The sequence below is a fragment of the Serratia sp. BFP-2025 genome (assembly GCF_050880365.1).
Lineage (GTDB): Bacteria > Pseudomonadota > Gammaproteobacteria > Enterobacterales > Enterobacteriaceae > Serratia > Serratia surfactantfaciens.
This window is the reverse complement of sequence record NZ_JBPAFV010000001.1, coordinates 2,354,365-2,372,554: the sequence shown is the minus strand read 5'-3', so window position 1 is coordinate 2,372,554 and position 18,190 is coordinate 2,354,365. Positions and strand designations below refer to the sequence as shown.

Below are 18,190 nucleotides of genomic sequence, written 5' to 3'. Positions count from 1 at the left end.
TCCAAACAATCGCGACGGCCGCAGAGCCTGTCATCACCCGGTGCGGCCGTTTGCCGCCGACGGGTGAATAAGCGTTGCAGCTATGGGGCGTGAGTGATAAAACCGAAGGGTTGGTTAACGCGAGCGTTAACTTCGGGCGTCTTTTCGACAGGTCGCTTTTCTGCGGCGAACAGTGAATGTGGTGAGGGGAAATGACTCAGGTTTATAATTTTAGCTCTGGCCCGGCGATGCTGCCGGTGGAAGTGTTGCGTCGTGCGGAACAGGAACTGTGCAACTGGCACGGTCTGGGAACGTCAGTGATGGAGATCAGTCACCGCAGCAAAGAATTCATCGCCGTTGCCGAGCAGGCGGAACAGGATCTGCGCGATCTGCTGAAAATCCCCTCCAACTATAAAGTGCTGTTTTGCCACGGCGGCGCCCGCGGTCAATTCGCCGCGCTGCCGCTGAACCTGTTGGGCGACAAGACCACCGCCGACTATATCGACGGCGGCTATTGGGCGCATAGCGCCATCAAGGAAGCGGAAAAGTATTGCGCCCCGAACGTCATCGACGTGAAAACCCGCATCGACGGCCTGAGCGGCATCAAGCCGATGAAAGAGTGGCAGCTCAGCGCCGACGCCGCCTATGTGCACTATTGCCCGAATGAGACCATCGACGGCGTGGCCATCGATGAAACGCCGGACTTCGGCGACAAAGTGGTGATTGGCGATTACTCCTCGACCATCCTGTCCCGCCCGCTCGACGTCAGCCGTTTCGGCGTGATTTACGCTGGCGCGCAGAAAAATATCGGCCCTGCCGGCCTGACGCTGGTGATCGTGCGCGACGATCTGCTGGGCAAGGCGCGCAAAGAAGTGCCGTCAATCCTCGATTACACCGTGCTGGCCGAGAATGACTCGATGTTCAACACGCCGCCGACCTTCGCCTGGTATCTGTCCGGGCTGGTGTTCAAATGGTTGAAAGAGCAGGGCGGCCTGGTGGAGATGCAGAAACGCAATCAGGCCAAGGCCGAGCTGCTGTATGCGACCATCGATAAATCCGACTTCTACCGCAGCCAGGTGGCGATCGCCAACCGTTCGTGGATGAACGTGCCGTTCCAGCTGGCCGATGCTGCGCTTGACAAAGTGTTCCTCAGCGAAGCCGAAGCCATCGGCCTGCAGGCGCTGAAAGGCCATCGGGTGGTTGGCGGCATGCGCGCTTCTATTTACAATGCCATGCCGCTGGCCGGCGTGCAGGCGCTGACCGACTTTATGGCCGACTTCGAACGTCGTCACGGTTGATCCCGGCAGCTCGCTAGGTGCGGGCTGCTCAGGCTGTTGTCCTTTTGCATTAAAGCGGCTCCGGCATTATCCCGGAGCCGTTTCGTTTATCAGAATTGGAGAGTTTTGTTCACATGGTGGATTCCCTGACGTTACAACCGGTTGCCCTGGTCAATGGCACCGTCAACTTACCCGGCTCCAAGAGCGTTTCTAACCGCGCTCTGCTGCTGGCTGCGCTGGCGAAAGGAACGACCCGGCTGACCAACCTGCTGGACAGCGACGACGTGCGCCATATGCTGAACGCGCTGCAGGCGTTGGGCGTGAGCTATCAGCTTTCCGCTGACCGCACCGTGTGCGAAGTGACCGGCGTGGCCGGCCCGTTGGTGGCCGAACGGCCGCTGGAACTGTTCCTCGGCAATGCCGGCACCGCGATGCGCCCGTTGGCGGCGGCGCTGTGCCTCGGCGAAGGCGACGTGGTGTTGACCGGTGAACCGCGCATGAAAGAGCGCCCGATCGGCCATCTGGTGGATGCGTTGCGCCAGGGCGGGGCGCAGATTGACTACCTCGAGCAGACCGATTACCCGCCGATTCGCCTGCGCGGCGGCTTCCAGGGCGGCGACGTCACCGTCGACGGCAGCGTCTCCAGCCAGTTCCTGACCGCGTTGCTGATGACCGCGCCGCTGGCGCCGCAGGATACGCAGATCCACATCAAGGGCGAGCTGGTCTCCAAGCCGTACATCGACATCACGCTGCATCTGATGCGCACCTTCGGTGTAGCGGTCAGCCACGACAACTATCGGGTGTTCCATATCCAGGGGCGCCAGACGTATATCGCGCCGGGCGATTACCTGGTTGAGGGCGACGCCTCTTCCGCCTCTTACTTCCTGGCGGCGGCGGCGATCAAGGGCGGCACCGTGCGTGTGACCGGCATTGGTCGCAAAAGCGTGCAGGGCGACACCAAGTTCGCCGACGTGCTGGAGAAAATGGGCGCGCGCATCACCTGGGGCGACGATTTCATCGAGTGCAGCCGCGGTGAACTGCGCGGCATCGACATGGACATGAACCACATTCCGGACGCGGCGATGACCATCGCCACCGCGGCGCTGTTCGCCGAGGGGCCGACCACCATCCGCAATATCTACAACTGGCGGGTGAAGGAGACCGATCGTCTGGCGGCGATGGCCACCGAGCTGCGCAAGGTCGGGGCGGAAGTGGATGAAGGCGAAGACTACATTCACGTAGTGCCGCCGGCCAAGCTGCAGTTCGCCGAGATAGGCACCTACAACGATCACCGCATGGCGATGTGTTTCTCGCTGGTGGCACTGTCGGATACCCCGGTCACCATTCTCGATCCGAAATGCACCGCGAAAACCTTCCCTGACTATTTCGAACAGCTGGCGCGCATCAGCCAGCCGGCGTAACCCGTCAAATCGTTTATTTTAAGGCCCCTTTGCGGGCCTTTATCATTTTTAACCTTTGGCGACCGGCGTTTCTTCTATACTTTTTCGCGGTTGTGCGCTTATTTTCAACAACCGGACAGTTCCAGGGTAACAGATCGCCGTAGGGCAGCGTATAATACGCCACCGTATTTGCCCCTGATTGGGCAGGTGACAGAGAGTGCGGCGCGCGGGCTTTGAGCCGAAGCACGCCGTGTCTCTGTGAGGTTTTCTACCTGAAGGAGAGAGAAATGACGGCTACAGCCCCGGTGATAACCGTTGATGGACCAAGTGGCGCAGGCAAAGGCACGCTGTGTAAAGCGTTGGCCGAGTCCCTTGGTTGGCGTTTGCTGGACTCCGGCGCGATCTATCGCGTGCTGGCGCTGGCGGCGTTGCATCATCAGGTGGATATCACTTCTGAGGAAGCGCTGGTTCCGCTGGCCGCACATCTCGATGTTCGCTTCGTTGCCCAGGACGGCAAGCTGCAGGTGATTTTGGAAGGTGAGGACGTCAGCAACGAGATCCGCACCGAAACCGTCGGCAACACCGCGTCGCAAGCGGCGGCGTTTCCGCGCGTGCGCGAGGCGCTGCTGCGCCGCCAGCGTGCATTCCGCGAGGCGCCCGGCCTGATTGCCGATGGCCGCGACATGGGCACGGTGGTGTTCCCGGACGCGCCGGTCAAGATTTTCCTCGACGCCAGCTCGGAGGAGCGCGCGCACCGCCGCATGCTGCAGTTGCAGGAGAAGGGCTTTAATGTTAACTTTGAACGTCTTTTAGCCGAGATAAAGGAACGGGACGACCGTGACCGTAATCGGCCTATCGCGCCTCTGGTGCCCGCTTCAGACGCCCTCGTGCTGGATTCTACCAGCATGTCGATCGAAGAAGTAATCCGGCAGGCGTTGACGTATGCACAGAAAGTGTTGGCGTTGCCGCAGCGATAAGCGCGGCGGCGCTATTGGCTTTTTGTCATATTTGTCATAGCGGTATCGCAATATATCGGGTAAAATTTTACCCCTGTAACCTTAAACCCTGTCGGCATGGAGCCAATGGCGGGGTATGTGAAACAACCCCATTCGGCGGGATGCTAAATGGACGTTAAACTAAAGAACCCTGAAGATTAACAACATGACTGAATCTTTCGCTCAACTCTTTGAAGAATCCTTAAAAGAAATCGAAACCCGCCCGGGTTCCATCGTTCGTGGCGTCGTTGTTGCTATCGACAAAGATATCGTACTGGTTGACGCCGGTCTGAAATCTGAGTCTGCCATCCCGGCTGAGCAATTCAAAAACGCCCAGGGCGAGCTGGAAATCCAGGTTGGTGACGAAGTTGACGTTGCTCTGGATGCTGTTGAAGACGGCTTCGGTGAAACCCTGCTGTCCCGTGAGAAAGCTAAGCGTCACGAAGCTTGGATCACGCTGGAAAAAGCCTACGAAGAAGCTGAGACTGTAACCGGTGTTATCAACGGCAAAGTGAAGGGTGGCTTCACCGTCGAGCTGAACGGCATCCGCGCGTTCCTGCCAGGTTCCCTGGTTGACGTGCGTCCGGTACGTGACACTCTGCACCTGGAAGGCAAAGAGCTTGAGTTCAAAGTCATCAAGCTGGATCAGAAGCGCAACAACGTTGTCGTTTCTCGCCGTGCGGTTATCGAATCCGAGAACAGCGCTGAGCGCGATCAACTGCTGGAAAACCTGCAGGAAGGCATGGAAGTTAAAGGTATCGTTAAGAACCTCACTGACTACGGTGCATTCGTTGATCTGGGCGGCGTAGACGGCCTGCTGCACATCACTGACATGGCTTGGAAACGCGTTAAGCACCCAAGCGAAATCGTCAACGTTGGCGATGAAATCACTGTTAAAGTGCTGAAGTTCGACCGCGAGCGTACTCGTGTATCCCTGGGCCTGAAACAGCTGGGCGAAGATCCATGGGTTGCTATCGCGAAACGTTACCCAGAAGGCACCAAGCTGACTGGTCGTGTAACCAACCTGACTGATTACGGCTGCTTCGTAGAAATCGAAGAAGGCGTTGAAGGTCTGGTACACGTTTCTGAAATGGATTGGACCAACAAAAACATCCATCCGTCCAAAGTTGTTAACGTGGGCGACGTAGTGGAAGTGATGGTTCTGGACATCGATGAAGAACGTCGTCGTATCTCCCTGGGCCTGAAGCAGTGTAAATCCAACCCATGGCAGCAGTTCGCAGAAACCCACAACAAGGGCGACCGCGTTGAAGGTAAAATCAAGTCTATCACTGACTTCGGTATCTTCATCGGCCTGGACGGCGGCATCGACGGCCTGGTTCACCTGTCTGACATCTCCTGGAACGTTGCAGGCGAAGAAGCAGTACGTGAATACAAGAAAGGCGACGAAATCGCTGCGGTTGTTCTGCAAGTTGACGCAGAGCGCGAGCGTATTTCCCTGGGCGTGAAGCAACTGGCTGAAGACCCGTTCAATAACTACCTGTCTATGAACAAGAAAGGTGCTATTGTTACTGGTAAAGTCACTGCAGTTGACGCCAAAGGTGCTACAGTTGAATTGGCAGGCGGCGTAGAAGGTTACCTGCGTGCATCTGAAGCCTCTCGCGACCGCATTGAAGATGCAACTCTGGTTCTGAACGTAGGTGACGAAGTTGAAGCTAAATTCACCGGCGTTGACCGTAAGAACCGCGTTGTAAGCCTGTCCGTACGTGCTAAGGACGAAGCTGACGAGAAAGACGCCATCGCAACTGTTAACAACAAACAGGAAGAAGGCAACTTCTCTAACGCAATGGCTGAAGCTTTCAAAGCGGCTAAAGGCGAGTAATGACGGGGGGCGGTCTCTGGCCGCCCCGATACGGTAGTTTAGCTGCAAAGCTTGGAGGTACTATGACCAAGTCTGAACTTATTGAAAGACTTGCTGGCCAGCAATCTCATATTCCGGCGAAGGCCGTTGAGGATGCAGTGAAAGAGATGCTTGAGCACATGGCCGCTACGCTGGCCGAGGGCGAACGCATTGAGATCCGCGGATTCGGCAGTTTTTCTCTTCACTACCGTGCCCCGCGTGTAGGTCGTAACCCGAAAACCGGTGACAAAGTCGAGCTGGACGGCAAGTACGTTCCTCACTTCAAACCAGGCAAAGAGTTGCGTGACCGCGCCAATATCTATGGTTAGTCGCTGACTGCTCATAGCGTTGTTGCTTGTAAAGAATATAAAACGGTGCCTTTAAGGCGCCGTTTTTTTTCGCCTGTGGTTCTCAGCGCTCCGCTCGTGAATTGCGTACCGCGCCGCATGTGCAGTGTGGTTACTGCATAAACTTCTCTTATCCTGCCAGGTTCACCGCATCTTCGCTAAAGCCCGCTGGCGGCGGCATATCGCCTGAATAATCCTGTTTGCCTGCCGCGACGCGCTTTTGCTGATGGCGGGTAGGATGGGAGAAGAGCGATCAAACTTTCGCTGGATCTGGCGATTTTCGCCGTTATCGGCGGCATTCTGCCGCTGCTGGTTTTACCGCGGTTGCCTGAGCCATGGCTGCTGTGGCCGATATTGCTTGCCGCCGGTTTACTGCTGCGTATGCGTTGGTCGTTCTGTCGCTATTTGGCCTGTCTGGGGTTGGGATTCACATGGGCGGTTTTTAACGCCGGAACCCTGATCGGGCAAATGGAACGCTTAAGCCACGGGCCGGAGGTGACGGCGGTGGCGCAGGTAAGCAGCATCGCGCTGGAGTCCGCCGACAGCAAGCAGACATTGATGCGTATCGAGCGGATCGATGGCCATTGGCTGGTGCCTGCGCTGGCGTTTACCACCGCATGGGTTCCGCAACAGCGGCGGTTGTGCGCCGGGCAGCGTTGGCAATTGAAACTGCGTTTACGCCCGGTGCATGGCAAGCTCAATGAAGGGGGATTCGACAGCCAGCGTTGGGCTATCGCACAGCGCCAGCCGCTGACCGGCCAGGTCAGGCAGGCTTATTTATTGGAAGGCGGTTGCAGCCTGCGCCAGCGCATCATCAGCCATGCGGAAACCAATATCGGTGAGCTGCGTTACAAGGCCGTTTTGCTGGCGCTGGCGTTTGGGGAACGAACCGCGCTGGAACAGGCTTTACGCACGCTGATGCTGAAAACCGGCATTGCACATTTAATGGCCATTTCAGGGCTGCATGTAGCGATGGTCGCCATCTTGCTCTGGGCTGTGCTGCGCGGGCTGCAGTTTTTTCTTCCCGCCCACCTGATTGGCTATCGTTTTCCACTGATCGCGGGCTGGGTGGCGACGCTGATCTATGTCTGGTTGGTGGGCGCCCAGCCGCCGGCGGTGCGCTCCCTCCTGGCAATGACATTGTGGATGTCGCTGCGCCTGCGTGGGGTGCTTTGCTCTTCCTGGCAAGTGTGGCTGTGGTGTGTCGGGCTGATTTTGCTGTGCGATCCGCTGGCGGTATTGTCAGACAGCTTCTGGCTGTCGGTGTTGGCGGTAGGTTGCCTGATTTTTTGGTTTGAATGGGCGCCGCTCGGTGAACGATTTCGCTCAGCCTGGTACTGGGCGCCGGTGCGCTGGTTACATATTCAACTTGGCATGACGCTGCTGCTGGTGCCGATGCAGGCCGCGTTGTTTCTGGGCCTGACGCTGACCTCATTGCCGGCTAATTTGTGGGCGGTGCCCATCGTTTCATTGATGACGGTGCCGTTGATCTTGCTGGCGGTGATCTTTGGCTTCGCTCCTTCATTAAGCTACGGGTTATGGTGGCTGGCGGACGTCACGTTGCACTGGGTGTTTGTGCCGCTGAATCATCTGCAGCATGGCTGGGTGGATTTGGGGGCCGCTTCGCTGGTGGCCAGCGCAGCGGGATGGCTTATCGTTATCTGTTGGCGATTTCATTGGTGGTGGCGCTATGCGCCGGGGCTGGCGGCGGTGGCGATATGCTGCGTGTTGTGGCGTGGCAAAGCGCCGGACTATCGTTGGCGTGTCGATATGCTTGATGTCGGGCACGGGTTGGCGGTGGTTATCGAGCAAAACGGCAAGGGGATACTGTACGATACCGGCGATCGTTGGCCCGCGGGCAGCGCTGCCGAGCGACATATCTTACCGATGCTGAACTGGCGGGATATTGAGCTGGAGCAGATCATTATCAGCCATATTCACCTCGATCATATCGGCGGGTTGCCGGCGGTGCGGCGGGCGTTTCCGCAGGCTACGGTGCGCAGCCCGATACGCGGGGAAGGGCACTTGCCCTGCGTCGCCGGTGAGCGTTGGCGCTGGCAATCGCTGCAATTCGAGGTGCTGTGGCCGCCGAAAACGCTCAAAAGGCCGGTCAATGACGACTCCTGCGTGATCCGTATCGACGATGGAAAATACAGCCTGCTGCTCACCGGCGATGCGGAAAAGAAGGCGGAGGCGCAGTTGTTACGGTTGCGGCGCGATCGTTTGGCCGCCACGGTGTTGCAGGTGGGACACCACGGCAGCAGGACGTCCTCGACGCCGCCGTTTCTGCGCGCGGTCAATCCCGAAGCGGCGCTGGCGTCCGCATCTCGTTACAACAAATGGCGATTACCGGCGCGGAAAGTGGTCGCCAGATACCGGGCAAATGGCATCCAATGGCGCGATACGACGCGCTCCGGTCAGTTATCGGTACTTTTTTTCGACAACGATTGGCAAATTAAAGGCTTTCGCGAACAATTAATGCCCCGTTGGTATCATCAGCGGTTTGGCGTAGAGGGTGATAATGAGTAAAATAGGCCGCTATTTCTTCCGATGCTGGTATTTGCATGATGAATGATAAAGATCTCTCGACCTGGCAGACGTTCCGTCGACTCTGGCCGATGATCACTCCTTTTAAGACCGGGCTGATTGTGGCCGCCATTGCGTTGATTATGAACGCAGCGGGGGACACGCTGATGCTGTCTCTGCTTAAACCGCTATTGGACGATGGGTTTGGAAAAACCGACAGCAGCGTGCTGGTATGGATGCCGTTGGCGGTCATTGCGCTGATGTTGATGCGTGGCGTGACCAGCTTTGTTTCAAGCTACTGCATTTCCTGGGTTTCCGGCATGGTAGTGATGCAGATGCGTCGCCGCCTATTTGGCCACATGATGAGAATGCCGGTGGCCTTCTTCGATCAGCAGTCCACCGGGACTCTGCTGTCGCGCATCACCTATGATTCCGAGCAGGTGGCTTCCTCCTCCTCCAGCGCGCTGGTGACCGTGGTGCGGGAAGGGGCCTCGATCATTGGCCTGTTCATCATGATGTTCTACTACAGCTGGCAGCTGTCGGTGATCCTGATCGTGCTGGCGCCGATCGTTTCCATCGCCATTCGCCTGGTGTCCAAGCGTTTCCGCAACATCAGCAAGAACATGCAGAACACCATGGGGCAGGTCACCACCAGCGCCGAACAGATGCTGAAAGGCCATAAAGAAGTGCTGATCTTCGGTGGCCAGCAGGTGGAAACCGAGCGCTTTAACTCGGTGAGCAACCGCATGCGCCAACAGGGCATGAAACTGGTGTCCGCGTCTTCGATCTCCGATCCGATCATTCAGTTGATCGCTTCGCTGGCGCTGGCGTTCGTGCTGTTTGCCGCCAGCTTCCCAAGCGTGATGGAAACCCTGACCGCCGGTACCATTACCGTGGTGTTCTCGTCGATGATCGCGCTGATGCGTCCTCTGAAATCGCTGACCAACGTCAATGCCCAGTTCCAGCGTGGGATGGCGGCCTGCCAGACGCTGTTCTCCATTTTGGATATGGAACAGGAAAAAGACACCGGCACCCGTGAAGTGAAGCGTGCGAAAGGCGATATCGAATTCCGCAATGTCACCTTCTACTACCCGGCCAAAGAAACGCCGGCGCTGCGTGACATCAACCTGAAAATCGCTGAAGGCAAGACCGTGGCGCTGGTAGGGCGTTCGGGGTCAGGTAAATCCACCATCGCCAACCTGCTGACGCGTTTCTACGATATCCAGGAAGGCGAAATCCTGATGGATGGCCACGATCTGCGGGAATACACGCTGGCTTCGCTGCGCAATCAGGTGGCGCTGGTCTCGCAAAACGTGCACCTGTTCAACGACACCATCGCCAACAACATCGCCTATGCGCGCGAAAGCGAATACAGCCGCGAGCAGATTGAGAAAGCGGCCGAAATGGCGTACGCGATGGACTTCATCAACAAGATGGAAAACGGCCTGGACACGGTGATCGGTGAAAATGGCGTGATGCTGTCCGGCGGCCAACGTCAGCGTATCGCCATCGCGCGTGCGCTGCTGCGCGACTGCCCGATCCTGATCCTGGATGAGGCCACTTCTGCGCTGGATACGGAATCCGAACGCGCCATTCAGGCTGCGCTGGACGAACTGCAGAAAGACCGCACTTCGCTGGTGATCGCGCACCGTTTGTCGACCATTGAGAAGGCGGACGAGATCCTGGTGGTGGAAGATGGGCGCATCGTCGAACGCGGCGAGCACGCTGAGTTGCTTGAACAGCACGGCGCCTATTCGCAGCTGCACCGCATGCAGTTTGGCCAATAATGATCGAGCGCATTTGGTCCGGCGGATCGCTGCTTTATCTGGCGCTGCTGCCGCTCTCCTGGCTGTATGGCCTGTTCAGTTGGCTGATTCGCCTAAGCTATCGCTGCGGCCTGCGCAAAAGCTGGCGCGCGCCGGTGCCGGTGGTGGTGGTGGGCAACCTCACCGCCGGCGGCAACGGCAAAACCCCGATGGTGATCTGGCTGGTGGAACACCTGCAGCAGCGGGGCTACCGCGTTGGCGTGGTGTCGCGCGGCTACGGCGGCAAGTCGGCAGTCTATCCCCTGGTGCTCAGTCGGAATACTTCAACCCGTGAGGCGGGGGATGAGCCGGTGCTGATTTATCAGCGCACCGGGGCGCCTGTGGCGATCGCGCCCAAGCGGGCTGAGGCGGTGCAGGCATTGCTGCAGCAACAACCGTTGGATGTGATCATCACCGATGACGGCTTGCAGCACTATGCTTTGCAGCGCGATTTCGAGCTGGTGGTTATCGACGGCGTGCGCCGTTTCGGCAACGGTTGGTGGTTGCCGGCCGGGCCAATGCGCGAGCGCGCCGCGCGGCTTGCCAGCGTCGACGCGCGCGTCGCCAACGGCGGCGTGGCGCAGGCTGGGGAAATCGCCATGCGCTTGCAGGCGCGTGACGCGGTTAATCTGCTGAGCGGTGAACGCCGCCCGGCGGCCGAGCTGCCGCGCGTGGTGGCGATGGCAGGCATCGGCCATCCGCCGCGTTTCTTCGCGACGCTAGAAAAGTTGAACGTCGACGTTGTGCAGGAAGTGGCGTTCGCCGATCATCAGGAATATCAGCAGGCGCAGTTGGCGGCACTGGTCTGTGCAGACCAAACGCTGCTGATGACGGAGAAAGACGCGGTGAAGTGTCGCGCCTTTGCTCAGCCCAATTGGTGGTATTTACCGGTTGATGCGGTGCTGCCGTCCGCTCAGGCTGAGCAACTGCTGCAGGATATCGAATCCTTGCTGACTAAATAACCTCAGGATGCCAGCGTGGCAAGCCCCAGGGCTTGTGCGCAGGCCTCCAGCGAACGCTGCTGGGTCTGCTGATACAGCGCTAGTTCATCGATCACCTCACTGCCCAACGCTTGTTCAAACGCCGCCCGGCTGGAAACCGCGTTGTACTGCGCGTGACGGCTGTCCCCCAGATTCGACTGGAAAATCCCCGCAGCGCTGACCGGTAGAAAATCTTCATACACCAGCGGTTGGAAGCGAACGTGTTCTTTCGCGATCAGCTGCTCCAGTGTGCTGTGTTTATCCAGCGATTCTTTGGCCGCCAGGCCGCATTCGGTCGGGAAGTAGCGGAACCAGGCCAGCTGCTGCTCGCGCAGCGTGGCGTAATCATCCGGAAACGCCCGGAAGTTTTCTTCCAGCAGTTGATAGTAGCGTTCCGCATTTTTCTCGCTCGGCGGCGCCTGCAGCGCATCGTTGGTCGCTTGCAGCAGGCGATCGTAGAGTTCACGGCCTTTAGGTGTCAGCGCCACGCCGCGCTGTTCGATTTCGCCGAAGCGTGCGGTATGGTGACCGGCGACGGCGTGGCCATCTCGCTCAACGAAATCGACGCTTTCCTCCAATGCTTTGAAGCTGGTTTGGCGCAGCAGGATTGCACGGCGGCGGCGCGGCGGGCCCTCGATAACCGCCTTAGGCGTAATGCCGCGGCCGGGCATCGCCTGCTGAACGCGATCGATATCCAGCGTGCGCGGCGTCAGGTGGTTGATATGCGGCCCTTTAAACGCCACCACGTCGGCGATCAGGCGATGTTGATCGTGCAACTGTCGGTATTCTTCGGCGCTGACCGTCGCCTGATTGTGCCAGCGGAAGGTTTCCAGCGCTTGCTCGACAAACTCTTGCGCCTGCGCTTCGTTCAATCCGCCTTGCGTTTCTTGCAGCGCGATCAGTTCCAGCGCGCGTTCGGTAAAGATGCGGCGGCGCGCCAGCAAGCGCTCGGCCAGCTCACGCAGCGCGAGATCTTCAATCAGTTCCAGGCGCAGCAGTGAGGTGAATACGCGGAATGGGCTGACCTGCAGCGCGTCTTCGTGTACGGCGCGAAAGGCGGTGGAGTGCACCGGAACGCCCGCCACCGACAGATCATAGTAGCCGACCGGCGCCATGCCCATCACCCGGAACAGGCGGCGCAGGGTGGCCAACTCGTCCGCGGTGCCGACGCGGATTGCGCCGTGGCGCTCCATCGCGAGGCGTTCGATCTCGCCGGTAATTTGCAGTTGATGGGCCAGTGCGGCATCTTCGCGCAGAACCTGTCGGTTGGTTTCCGCCACCAGTTCCAGCAGATCGCCGTACAGCGGTACCTCTTTTTGGTACATGTCCGACATGGCGTGAGAGAATCTGGCGCGGATTTCATTAGGTGAAACGAACTGCTGGGCGGTCATGCGCATAGCTCCTTGATTCAGCATAATCTGAAAAATCGTGTTTTTAGCGGCAAAAGTGCTGGCGAAAAAGCCGTCTGCCTTGTTTTCCCCTCAAGTTTAGCCATCTGATTTGGGATTTGTTATAGACGCGCCAAGCATATTAGAGTTTTATGCGTTAGCTCTCATTTGCAGCGTACGGACGGGCAAAGGATGCCCTGGCGAGGGGGCGGATGCGGCGGATGGGCTGCGGCGAACGATAAATTAATTCATGTATATTCAGCAGGATAAAAATAAATCCGGCGTAATGGCGAATTTAATGCAATAAACCTCTTGTGCATTCACCATTTTTATGAGTAAATGCAAGTCGGCCTGTAATCCAGACCTATTTATGTTCGAGTTTAGAGTTAAGCAGTTCCTCCAAAAACGTTATCATCCGATTCCGCTTCAAAGACGAACCTTCTAAGTACCTCCCATAAGTAATGTTTCTGAAATGGCCCCAATTGCCTCTTATGGCAGGTTTTGTAAATATATTTAAAGGTAAATGTAATGTCTAAGAAGACTGGTCAGGTTAAGTGGTTCAACGAAAGCAAAGGTTTTGGTTTCATTGAGCAGAACGACGGCGGCAAAGATGTATTCGTACACTTCTCCGCAATCATGACCGACGGTTTCAAGACCCTGGCTGAAGGCCAGCGTGTCGAGTACACCATCCAGGACAGCCCGCGCGGGCCGGCTGCCGCCAACGTTGTTGCTCTGTAAGAATACAGGGAACGCGTATAAGAGATCTTAATACAACCATGGTGACGCCTCAGCGCTGAGTCATGCGGAAGATATTAAGTTCAACAAGCCCGCCTTAGTGCGGGTTTTTTATTTTTTGCTCACGAGAGGTTTGTTACGAAAAACTTTAGGATGGGCTGGTAGCGTCCAGACAATATAAAAAATGACGTTGTCAAGGATGCTCAAGTAAAAGGATATCAGTTATGTTTAAAAATACCGTGTTAAAAATGGGCCGTGTGAAATGGTTTAATCAGGCCGAAGGTTATGGTTTTATTTCACCGGTAGATGGCAGCGACGAAATCTATGTCAATCGCAACGCTATCGCCAACACCAAAAATAAGTCGTTGAACGAAGGTCAGAACGTTGAGTTCTCGATCTATCGCAGCTCGCATGGGCTGTCCGCGGCAGACGTTATCGCGTTCTGATCGCACCCTCCTTCCTCGCCAGTGCCGGTGTCGCCACCCGCATGCACTGGCGAAGATAAATCCCTCGATATCCACTATTATCAGGCCATTGCCTACTCGTCACGGATATCAGGATGACCACCCCGATGATTTCCCTTACCGCCGCTCGCGCGCTGCACCTTGCCGCCCAGGGGTTGCTTTCTCCGCTTAAACGCCAGGCTCGGCCCGATGACGTCGTGAGCGCGATCCGGCGCATGGGGCTGTTACAAATCGATACCATTAGCGTTGTCGCCCGCAGCCCGTATCTGGTGTTGTTCAGCCGCCTGGGGGCCTATCAGCCGGAATGGCTGGAGCAGGCGCTCGCCGGCCGCCAGCTGTTCGAATATTGGGCGCACGAGGCCTGCTTCCTGCCGATCGAGGATTTTGGTCTGTTGCGACATCGCATGTTGGCGCCCCATGACATGGGTTGGAAATACTCCGCCGACTGGGTGCGGCAGCATCAAGCGGCGATGGAAAGTCTGTTGCGGCACATCGAACGACAGGGGCCGGTGCGTTCCGCGGATTTCAGCGCCGAGAAGAAGGGCAACAGCGGGTGGTGGGACTGGAAGCCGGAGAAACGGCACCTGGAGATCCTGTTTACCGCCGGCAAACTGATGGTGGCCGAACGCCGCAACTTCCACCGGGTTTACGATCTGACCGAAAGGCTGCTTCCGGCCTGGGACGATGCGCGCCATACGCTGCCTGTAGAGCAGGCGCGCCGACAGATGCTGCGCCGTACCTGCCGCTATCTGGGCATTTTTCGCGCCGAATGGTTGGCGGATTATTATCGCTTGAAGCGCGTGGCGCCAAAAGCCTTGCTGGCCGAGTTGCAGGAGCAGGGAGAGATTACGCCGGTGCGGGTAGCGGAGCTGGAAGGGCAGTTCTATGTGCATGAATCACTGGCGGAACTGCTGCCGCTGGCGGAGCAGGGCAAGCTCAAATCGACGGTCACCAGCCTGCTGTCGCCTTTTGATCCGGTGGTTTGGGATCGCCGCCGTGCGCTGGAGCTGTTCGGCTTTGACTATCGTCTGGAGTGTTACACGCCGAAAGAAAAACGCCGCTACGGTTACTTCACGTTGCCGGTGCTGCATCGCGGTGAGCTGGTGGGGCGAATTGACGCCAAGGCACACCGCCGCCAGGGCGTATTCGAGATCATCAGTTTCCATGCCGAGCCTCAGGTGCGCTTCGGCAAACAGCGGGCGCAGGATATCCGGCAAGCCATCGCACGCACGGCCAAATGGCACGGTGCTCAACGCGTAGCGCTGGGCGACATTCCGGCGGCGCTGGCCGCTGAATGGGGAGCTGGCTGGGAAGTGGGATAACGAGCGACGCCGTCGGTGGGGTAAAACGAAGTACCGCGTCGCTCGTTACAAAGGGGCTCAGTGGCTGTAGTTAGCGAACAGAGCGATGATCTTATGCAGACGTTTGATCACGTATCACTGCCTTTTTGTGATTTGTATCACAAAATTCTACGCCGGGATGCGCCGCAGTTCAAGCCGTTGCGCCGGCGTCGTGAGGAAATATCGGCGGGTGGACGCCGCCGGTGATTAACCTGAGGCCGGACGTTATGCTATCCTCATCCCCTTTCCCAGATGACCTATCCCCTTGCGGAGGATGCATGGACCACCGTTTACTCGAAATCGTTGCCTGCCCGGTATGCAACGGCAAACTCTATTTCAATAAAGAAAACCAGGAACTGGTGTGCAAAGCGGACGGGCTGGCTTACCCGCTGCGCGATGGCATTCCGGTGCTGTTGGAAAATGAAGCGCGTGCGCTGTCGCTGGACGAGAAGCACGCATGAGTTTTATCGCTATTATCCCTGCTCGCTACGCCTCGACCCGTTTGCCGGGCAAACCGCTGGCCGATATTCACGGCAAACCGATGGTGGTGCACGTGATGGAGCGCGCCCGTGAGTCCGGCGCCAGCCGCGTCATCGTGGCGACCGATCACCCTGAAGTCGCCAAAGCGGTGGAAGCCGCCGGCGGTGAAGTGTGCATGACCAGTCCGGATCATCATTCCGGCACCGAGCGTTTGGCGGAAGTGATCGCGCATTACGGCTTTGCCGACGACCAGATCATTGTCAACGTGCAGGGCGATGAGCCGCTGATCCCGCCGGTGATCGTGCGGCAGGTGGCGGAGAACCTGGCGGGCAGCCAGGCCGGCATGGCGACGCTGGCGGTGCCGATCGACAGCGCCGAAGAAGCTTTCAATCCTAATGCGGTGAAGGTCGTGATGGATGCGCAGGGTTATGCGCTCTACTTTTCGCGCGCCACCATTCCGTGGGATCGCGAGCGTTTCGCCGCGTCGAAAGAGAGCATCGGCGACAGCCTGTTGCGTCACATCGGTATCTACGCTTACCGCGCCGGCTTCGTGCGCCGCTATGTCAGCTGGGCGCCAAGTCAGCTGGAACAGATCGAGCTGTTGGAACAGCTGCGCGTACTGTGGTACGGTGAAAAAATCCACGTGGCGGTCGCGAAAGCGATCCCGAGCGTGGGGGTCGATACGCCGGAAGATCTCCAGCGCGTGCGCGACAGCATTCAACCCTGAGCCTGAGTTCGTCGGCGCGCTGCGCAACGCGCCGACGATGCAATACCCCCTATCTGATCCCCGTTTTGTTGATCTGCGTTGAAGTATTTTTCCGCTCACCGTTCGATGATGTTACGCATCCCCCTTATTAGCCTGAGGTGAATGCTTTATGGAGCAGTTACGCGCCGAACTGAGCATTGTGCTGGGTGAGTCCATCAGCCGGCTGGAACGGGTGAGCGAGCAGCCTTACGCACATATGTATTCCTTGTACGATCGGCAGGGCAACGCCATGCCGCTGATGGCGAAAAGCTTTATCTGTCAGGGCATCGCCCAGCAAGAGGCTTACAAGCTGTCGATGCTGGCGCGCGACGGGGATATTCGTCTGCCCACGGTGTACGGCGTGGTATGCACCCACCAGGCGCCGTATAAGGAAATTTTGCTGATCGAGCGCCTGCGCGGCGTATCGGTCGAAGCGCCGACACGTTCGCCGGATCGCTGGAACATGCTGATGGAGCAGATCGTCGATGGGATGTTGGCCTGGCACCGCATCGACAGTCACGGCAGCGTAGGCAGCGTCGATAGTACGCAGGAGAACGACTGGTTTTGCTGGTATCAGCAGCGGGTCGAAGTGCTGTGGGCGACGGTGGTCAATCTCAATACGCCGCAGTTGACCATGGCGGATCGGCGTTTGCTGTACCGCACGCGCGAAGCGCTGACCCATTTCTTCGTCGGTTTCGACGATCCCTGCGTGCTGGTGCATGGCAACCTGTCGCTGCGCAGCATGCTGAAAGATCCCAAAACCGATCAGCTGCTGGCGATGCTGAATCCCGGCGTGGTGCTGTGGGCACCGCGCGAATACGATCTTTTCCGCCTTTGCGAGGCGGGCATGCCCAGCCAACTGCTGTTCAGCTATCTGCAGCGGGCGCCGGTCGCCGATTCATTCCTGGCGCGACGCTGGCTGTACGTGGTGTGGGAAGCGGTAGGGCGTTTGATACATACCGGCCAGCTGGAGCGGCGGCCGTTCGACTCTGCGTCGCAACAGCTGCTGCCCTGGCTGGCCGGTTGAACGGAACTTACTCGGCGCCGGCGTGATCCGCGCCTTTCAGCCATTGCCACAGGCTGCCCAGCGTTTCATACCAGGCGCGCTCGGTATGGCCGAGGAACATCGACGACGGCGTGGCGCGATCCCAGATATTCAGCGGCGAGTCGATCGCCAACTGGTTGGCCGGCGCCGGGATCGGGTGCAGGCCTTTCGCCTCGAAGAAGCGCATGGCGCGCGGCAGATGGTTGGCGGAGGTCACCAGAATGAACGGTTGCTCGCCGACCAACTTGGCGACCTGAGCGGCTTCTTCCTCGGTATCGCGCGGTTCCCTCAGGATCACCATATCGCTGCGCGGCACGCCCAGGCTTTCGGCCACCAGCGCCGCCGTGGCGGCGTTGCTTTGCATGCTTCCGGCGGATGCGCCGGTAAACACCATTCTGGCGCCGGGATGCGCAAGGTAAAGCCGCACGCCTTCCGTCACGCGCGGCAGGCTGTTGCCGAGCAAATTCGAGCTGGGCGCCCAATCGGGATTGTAGGTATAGCCCCCGCCCAACACCACGATGTAACTGACCGGATCGTTGCCGCGATAAGTCTGGTATTGGGCTTCGATCGGCCGCAGCAGCCGGTCGGCCACCGGCTGCAGGCTGAAAAGCAGTAAAAACAGCCAGCTCAGCGTAAAAATCGTTTTACCGCTTTTTTGCCAGCGGGTGAACCACAGCAGCAGCAGCGCCAGCCCCATCAGCAGCATCAACAGCGGCAGCGGCATCAGCATGGCGCCAAAGAACTTTTTCAGGTTGAACAGCATCGAAAATCAGATCCTTTTGGGTGAAAAAGCGGCATCCAGGCATAAACAGGCCGCAAGAAGATA

The 18,190-nt window shown here is 58.2% G+C and carries 16 protein-coding genes; 14 read left to right on the top strand and 2 right to left on the bottom strand.

Annotation, left to right across the window (positions count from 1 at the left end; all coding sequences use genetic code 11):
• Nucleotides 1–191: 191 nt before the first annotated feature.
• The 8 genes from serC to lpxK all read left to right on the top strand — a co-directional run bounded on the left by serC (nucleotide 192) and on the right by lpxK (nucleotide 11,149).
• Nucleotides 192–1,277: a 3-phosphoserine/phosphohydroxythreonine transaminase gene (gene serC / locus ACRAWE_RS11375; protein WP_025159680.1), complete on the top strand. Its 1,086-nt coding sequence runs from the start codon at nucleotides 192–194 to the stop codon at nucleotides 1,275–1,277.
• Between the two features lie 113 nt (nucleotides 1,278–1,390).
• Complete coding sequence (gene aroA, locus ACRAWE_RS11370; protein WP_063919128.1) at nucleotides 1,391–2,677, top strand: 3-phosphoshikimate 1-carboxyvinyltransferase; 1,287 nt, start codon at nucleotides 1,391–1,393, stop codon at nucleotides 2,675–2,677.
• 266 nt (nucleotides 2,678–2,943) lie between these two features.
• A complete protein-coding gene (gene cmk / locus ACRAWE_RS11365; RefSeq protein WP_025159679.1) occupies nucleotides 2,944–3,633 on the top strand; it encodes a (d)CMP kinase in 690 nt (229 codons plus the stop codon).
• Between the two features lie 184 nt (nucleotides 3,634–3,817).
• On the top strand, nucleotides 3,818–5,491 hold the full coding sequence (gene rpsA, locus ACRAWE_RS11360) for a 30S ribosomal protein S1 (protein ID WP_004928267.1): 1,674 nt from the start codon (nucleotides 3,818–3,820) through the stop codon (nucleotides 5,489–5,491).
• Nucleotides 5,492–5,553: 62 nt separating this feature from the next.
• Nucleotides 5,554–5,838 carry an integration host factor subunit beta gene (gene ihfB, locus ACRAWE_RS11355; RefSeq protein ID WP_004928264.1) on the top strand — a complete coding sequence of 95 codons (285 nt, stop codon included), beginning with the start codon at nucleotides 5,554–5,556 and terminating at the stop codon, nucleotides 5,836–5,838.
• 270 nt (nucleotides 5,839–6,108) lie between these two features.
• On the top strand, nucleotides 6,109–8,385 hold the full coding sequence (locus ACRAWE_RS11350; RefSeq protein WP_432525581.1) for a ComEC family protein: 2,277 nt from the start codon (nucleotides 6,109–6,111) through the stop codon (nucleotides 8,383–8,385).
• Nucleotides 8,386–8,420: 35 nt separating this feature from the next.
• Complete coding sequence (msbA, locus tag ACRAWE_RS11345) at nucleotides 8,421–10,169, top strand: lipid A ABC transporter ATP-binding protein/permease MsbA (protein WP_025159678.1); 1,749 nt, start codon at nucleotides 8,421–8,423, stop codon at nucleotides 10,167–10,169.
• Nucleotides 10,169–11,149 carry a tetraacyldisaccharide 4'-kinase gene (gene lpxK / locus ACRAWE_RS11340; protein WP_019454539.1) on the top strand — a complete coding sequence of 327 codons (981 nt, stop codon included), beginning with the start codon at nucleotides 10,169–10,171 and terminating at the stop codon, nucleotides 11,147–11,149. The genes msbA and lpxK overlap by 1 nt, the downstream gene beginning before the upstream one ends.
• A gap of 2 nt (nucleotides 11,150–11,151) precedes the next feature.
• Here the strand turns inward: lpxK and hglS are convergent, their stop codons facing one another.
• The gene (gene hglS / locus ACRAWE_RS11335; protein ID WP_019454538.1) at nucleotides 11,152–12,558 is read right to left on the bottom strand and encodes a 2-oxoadipate dioxygenase/decarboxylase HglS; all 1,407 of its coding nucleotides are present in this window, start codon (nucleotides 12,556–12,558) and stop codon (nucleotides 11,152–11,154) included.
• Nucleotides 12,559–13,083: 525 nt separating this feature from the next.
• On the opposite strand from hglS, the gene cspE reads away from it, so the two are divergent.
• The 6 genes from cspE to ACRAWE_RS11305 all read left to right on the top strand — a co-directional run bounded on the left by cspE (nucleotide 13,084) and on the right by ACRAWE_RS11305 (nucleotide 17,346).
• Nucleotides 13,084–13,293: a transcription antiterminator/RNA stability regulator CspE gene (gene cspE / locus ACRAWE_RS11330; RefSeq protein ID WP_019454537.1), complete on the top strand. Its 210-nt coding sequence runs from the start codon at nucleotides 13,084–13,086 to the stop codon at nucleotides 13,291–13,293.
• A gap of 221 nt (nucleotides 13,294–13,514) precedes the next feature.
• Entirely contained in the window at nucleotides 13,515–13,736 is a 222-nt protein-coding gene (locus ACRAWE_RS11325) for a cold-shock protein (protein ID WP_004928241.1), read from the top strand.
• A gap of 113 nt (nucleotides 13,737–13,849) precedes the next feature.
• Nucleotides 13,850–15,076, top strand: coding sequence for a winged helix-turn-helix domain-containing protein (locus ACRAWE_RS11320; RefSeq protein ID WP_019454536.1), 1,227 nt, complete (start codon nucleotides 13,850–13,852; stop codon nucleotides 15,074–15,076).
• 296 nt (nucleotides 15,077–15,372) lie between these two features.
• Nucleotides 15,373–15,555 (top strand): Trm112 family protein, encoded by a 183-nt coding sequence (locus ACRAWE_RS11315; protein ID WP_004928237.1) that lies wholly within the window; start codon nucleotides 15,373–15,375, stop codon nucleotides 15,553–15,555.
• Nucleotides 15,552–16,301 (top strand): 3-deoxy-manno-octulosonate cytidylyltransferase, encoded by a 750-nt coding sequence (gene kdsB, locus ACRAWE_RS11310; protein ID WP_019454535.1) that lies wholly within the window; start codon nucleotides 15,552–15,554, stop codon nucleotides 16,299–16,301. Before ACRAWE_RS11315 ends, kdsB begins: the two co-directional genes overlap by 4 nt.
• A 148-nt stretch (nucleotides 16,302–16,449) precedes the next feature.
• Nucleotides 16,450–17,346 (top strand): YcbJ family phosphotransferase, encoded by an 897-nt coding sequence (locus ACRAWE_RS11305; protein ID WP_019454534.1) that lies wholly within the window; start codon nucleotides 16,450–16,452, stop codon nucleotides 17,344–17,346.
• A gap of 7 nt (nucleotides 17,347–17,353) precedes the next feature.
• On the opposite strand, the gene elyC is transcribed toward ACRAWE_RS11305, so the two are convergent.
• Nucleotides 17,354–18,127 carry an envelope biogenesis factor ElyC gene (gene elyC, locus ACRAWE_RS11300; protein WP_154746873.1) on the bottom strand — a complete coding sequence of 258 codons (774 nt, stop codon included), beginning with the start codon at nucleotides 18,125–18,127 and terminating at the stop codon, nucleotides 17,354–17,356.
• Nucleotides 18,128–18,190: the final 63 nt, after the last annotated feature.

Bases quoted from the DNA above. Each gene is read 5' to 3' on its own strand.
- msbA (WP_025159678.1), top strand. From the start codon at position 8,421: ATGATGAATGATAAAGATCTCTCGACCTGGCAGACGTTCCGTCGACTC.
- serC (WP_025159680.1), top strand. From the start codon at position 192: ATGACTCAGGTTTATAATTTTAGCTCTGGCCCGGCGATGCTGCCGGTG.
- ACRAWE_RS11315 (WP_004928237.1), top strand. From the start codon at position 15,373: ATGGACCACCGTTTACTCGAAATCGTTGCCTGCCCGGTATGCAACGGC.
- ihfB (WP_004928264.1), top strand. From the start codon at position 5,554: ATGACCAAGTCTGAACTTATTGAAAGACTTGCTGGCCAGCAATCTCAT.
- aroA (WP_063919128.1), top strand. From the start codon at position 1,391: ATGGTGGATTCCCTGACGTTACAACCGGTTGCCCTGGTCAATGGCACC.
- ACRAWE_RS11325 (WP_004928241.1), top strand. From the start codon at position 13,515: ATGTTTAAAAATACCGTGTTAAAAATGGGCCGTGTGAAATGGTTTAAT.
- elyC (WP_154746873.1), bottom strand. From the start codon at position 18,127: ATGCTGTTCAACCTGAAAAAGTTCTTTGGCGCCATGCTGATGCCGCTG.
- cspE (WP_019454537.1), top strand. From the start codon at position 13,084: ATGTCTAAGAAGACTGGTCAGGTTAAGTGGTTCAACGAAAGCAAAGGT.
- lpxK (WP_019454539.1), top strand. From the start codon at position 10,169: ATGATCGAGCGCATTTGGTCCGGCGGATCGCTGCTTTATCTGGCGCTG.
- ACRAWE_RS11320 (WP_019454536.1), top strand. From the start codon at position 13,850: ATGACCACCCCGATGATTTCCCTTACCGCCGCTCGCGCGCTGCACCTT.
- hglS (WP_019454538.1), bottom strand. From the start codon at position 12,558: ATGACCGCCCAGCAGTTCGTTTCACCTAATGAAATCCGCGCCAGATTC.
- rpsA (WP_004928267.1), top strand. From the start codon at position 3,818: ATGACTGAATCTTTCGCTCAACTCTTTGAAGAATCCTTAAAAGAAATC.
- ACRAWE_RS11305 (WP_019454534.1), top strand. From the start codon at position 16,450: ATGGAGCAGTTACGCGCCGAACTGAGCATTGTGCTGGGTGAGTCCATC.
- cmk (WP_025159679.1), top strand. From the start codon at position 2,944: ATGACGGCTACAGCCCCGGTGATAACCGTTGATGGACCAAGTGGCGCA.
- kdsB (WP_019454535.1), top strand. From the start codon at position 15,552: ATGAGTTTTATCGCTATTATCCCTGCTCGCTACGCCTCGACCCGTTTG.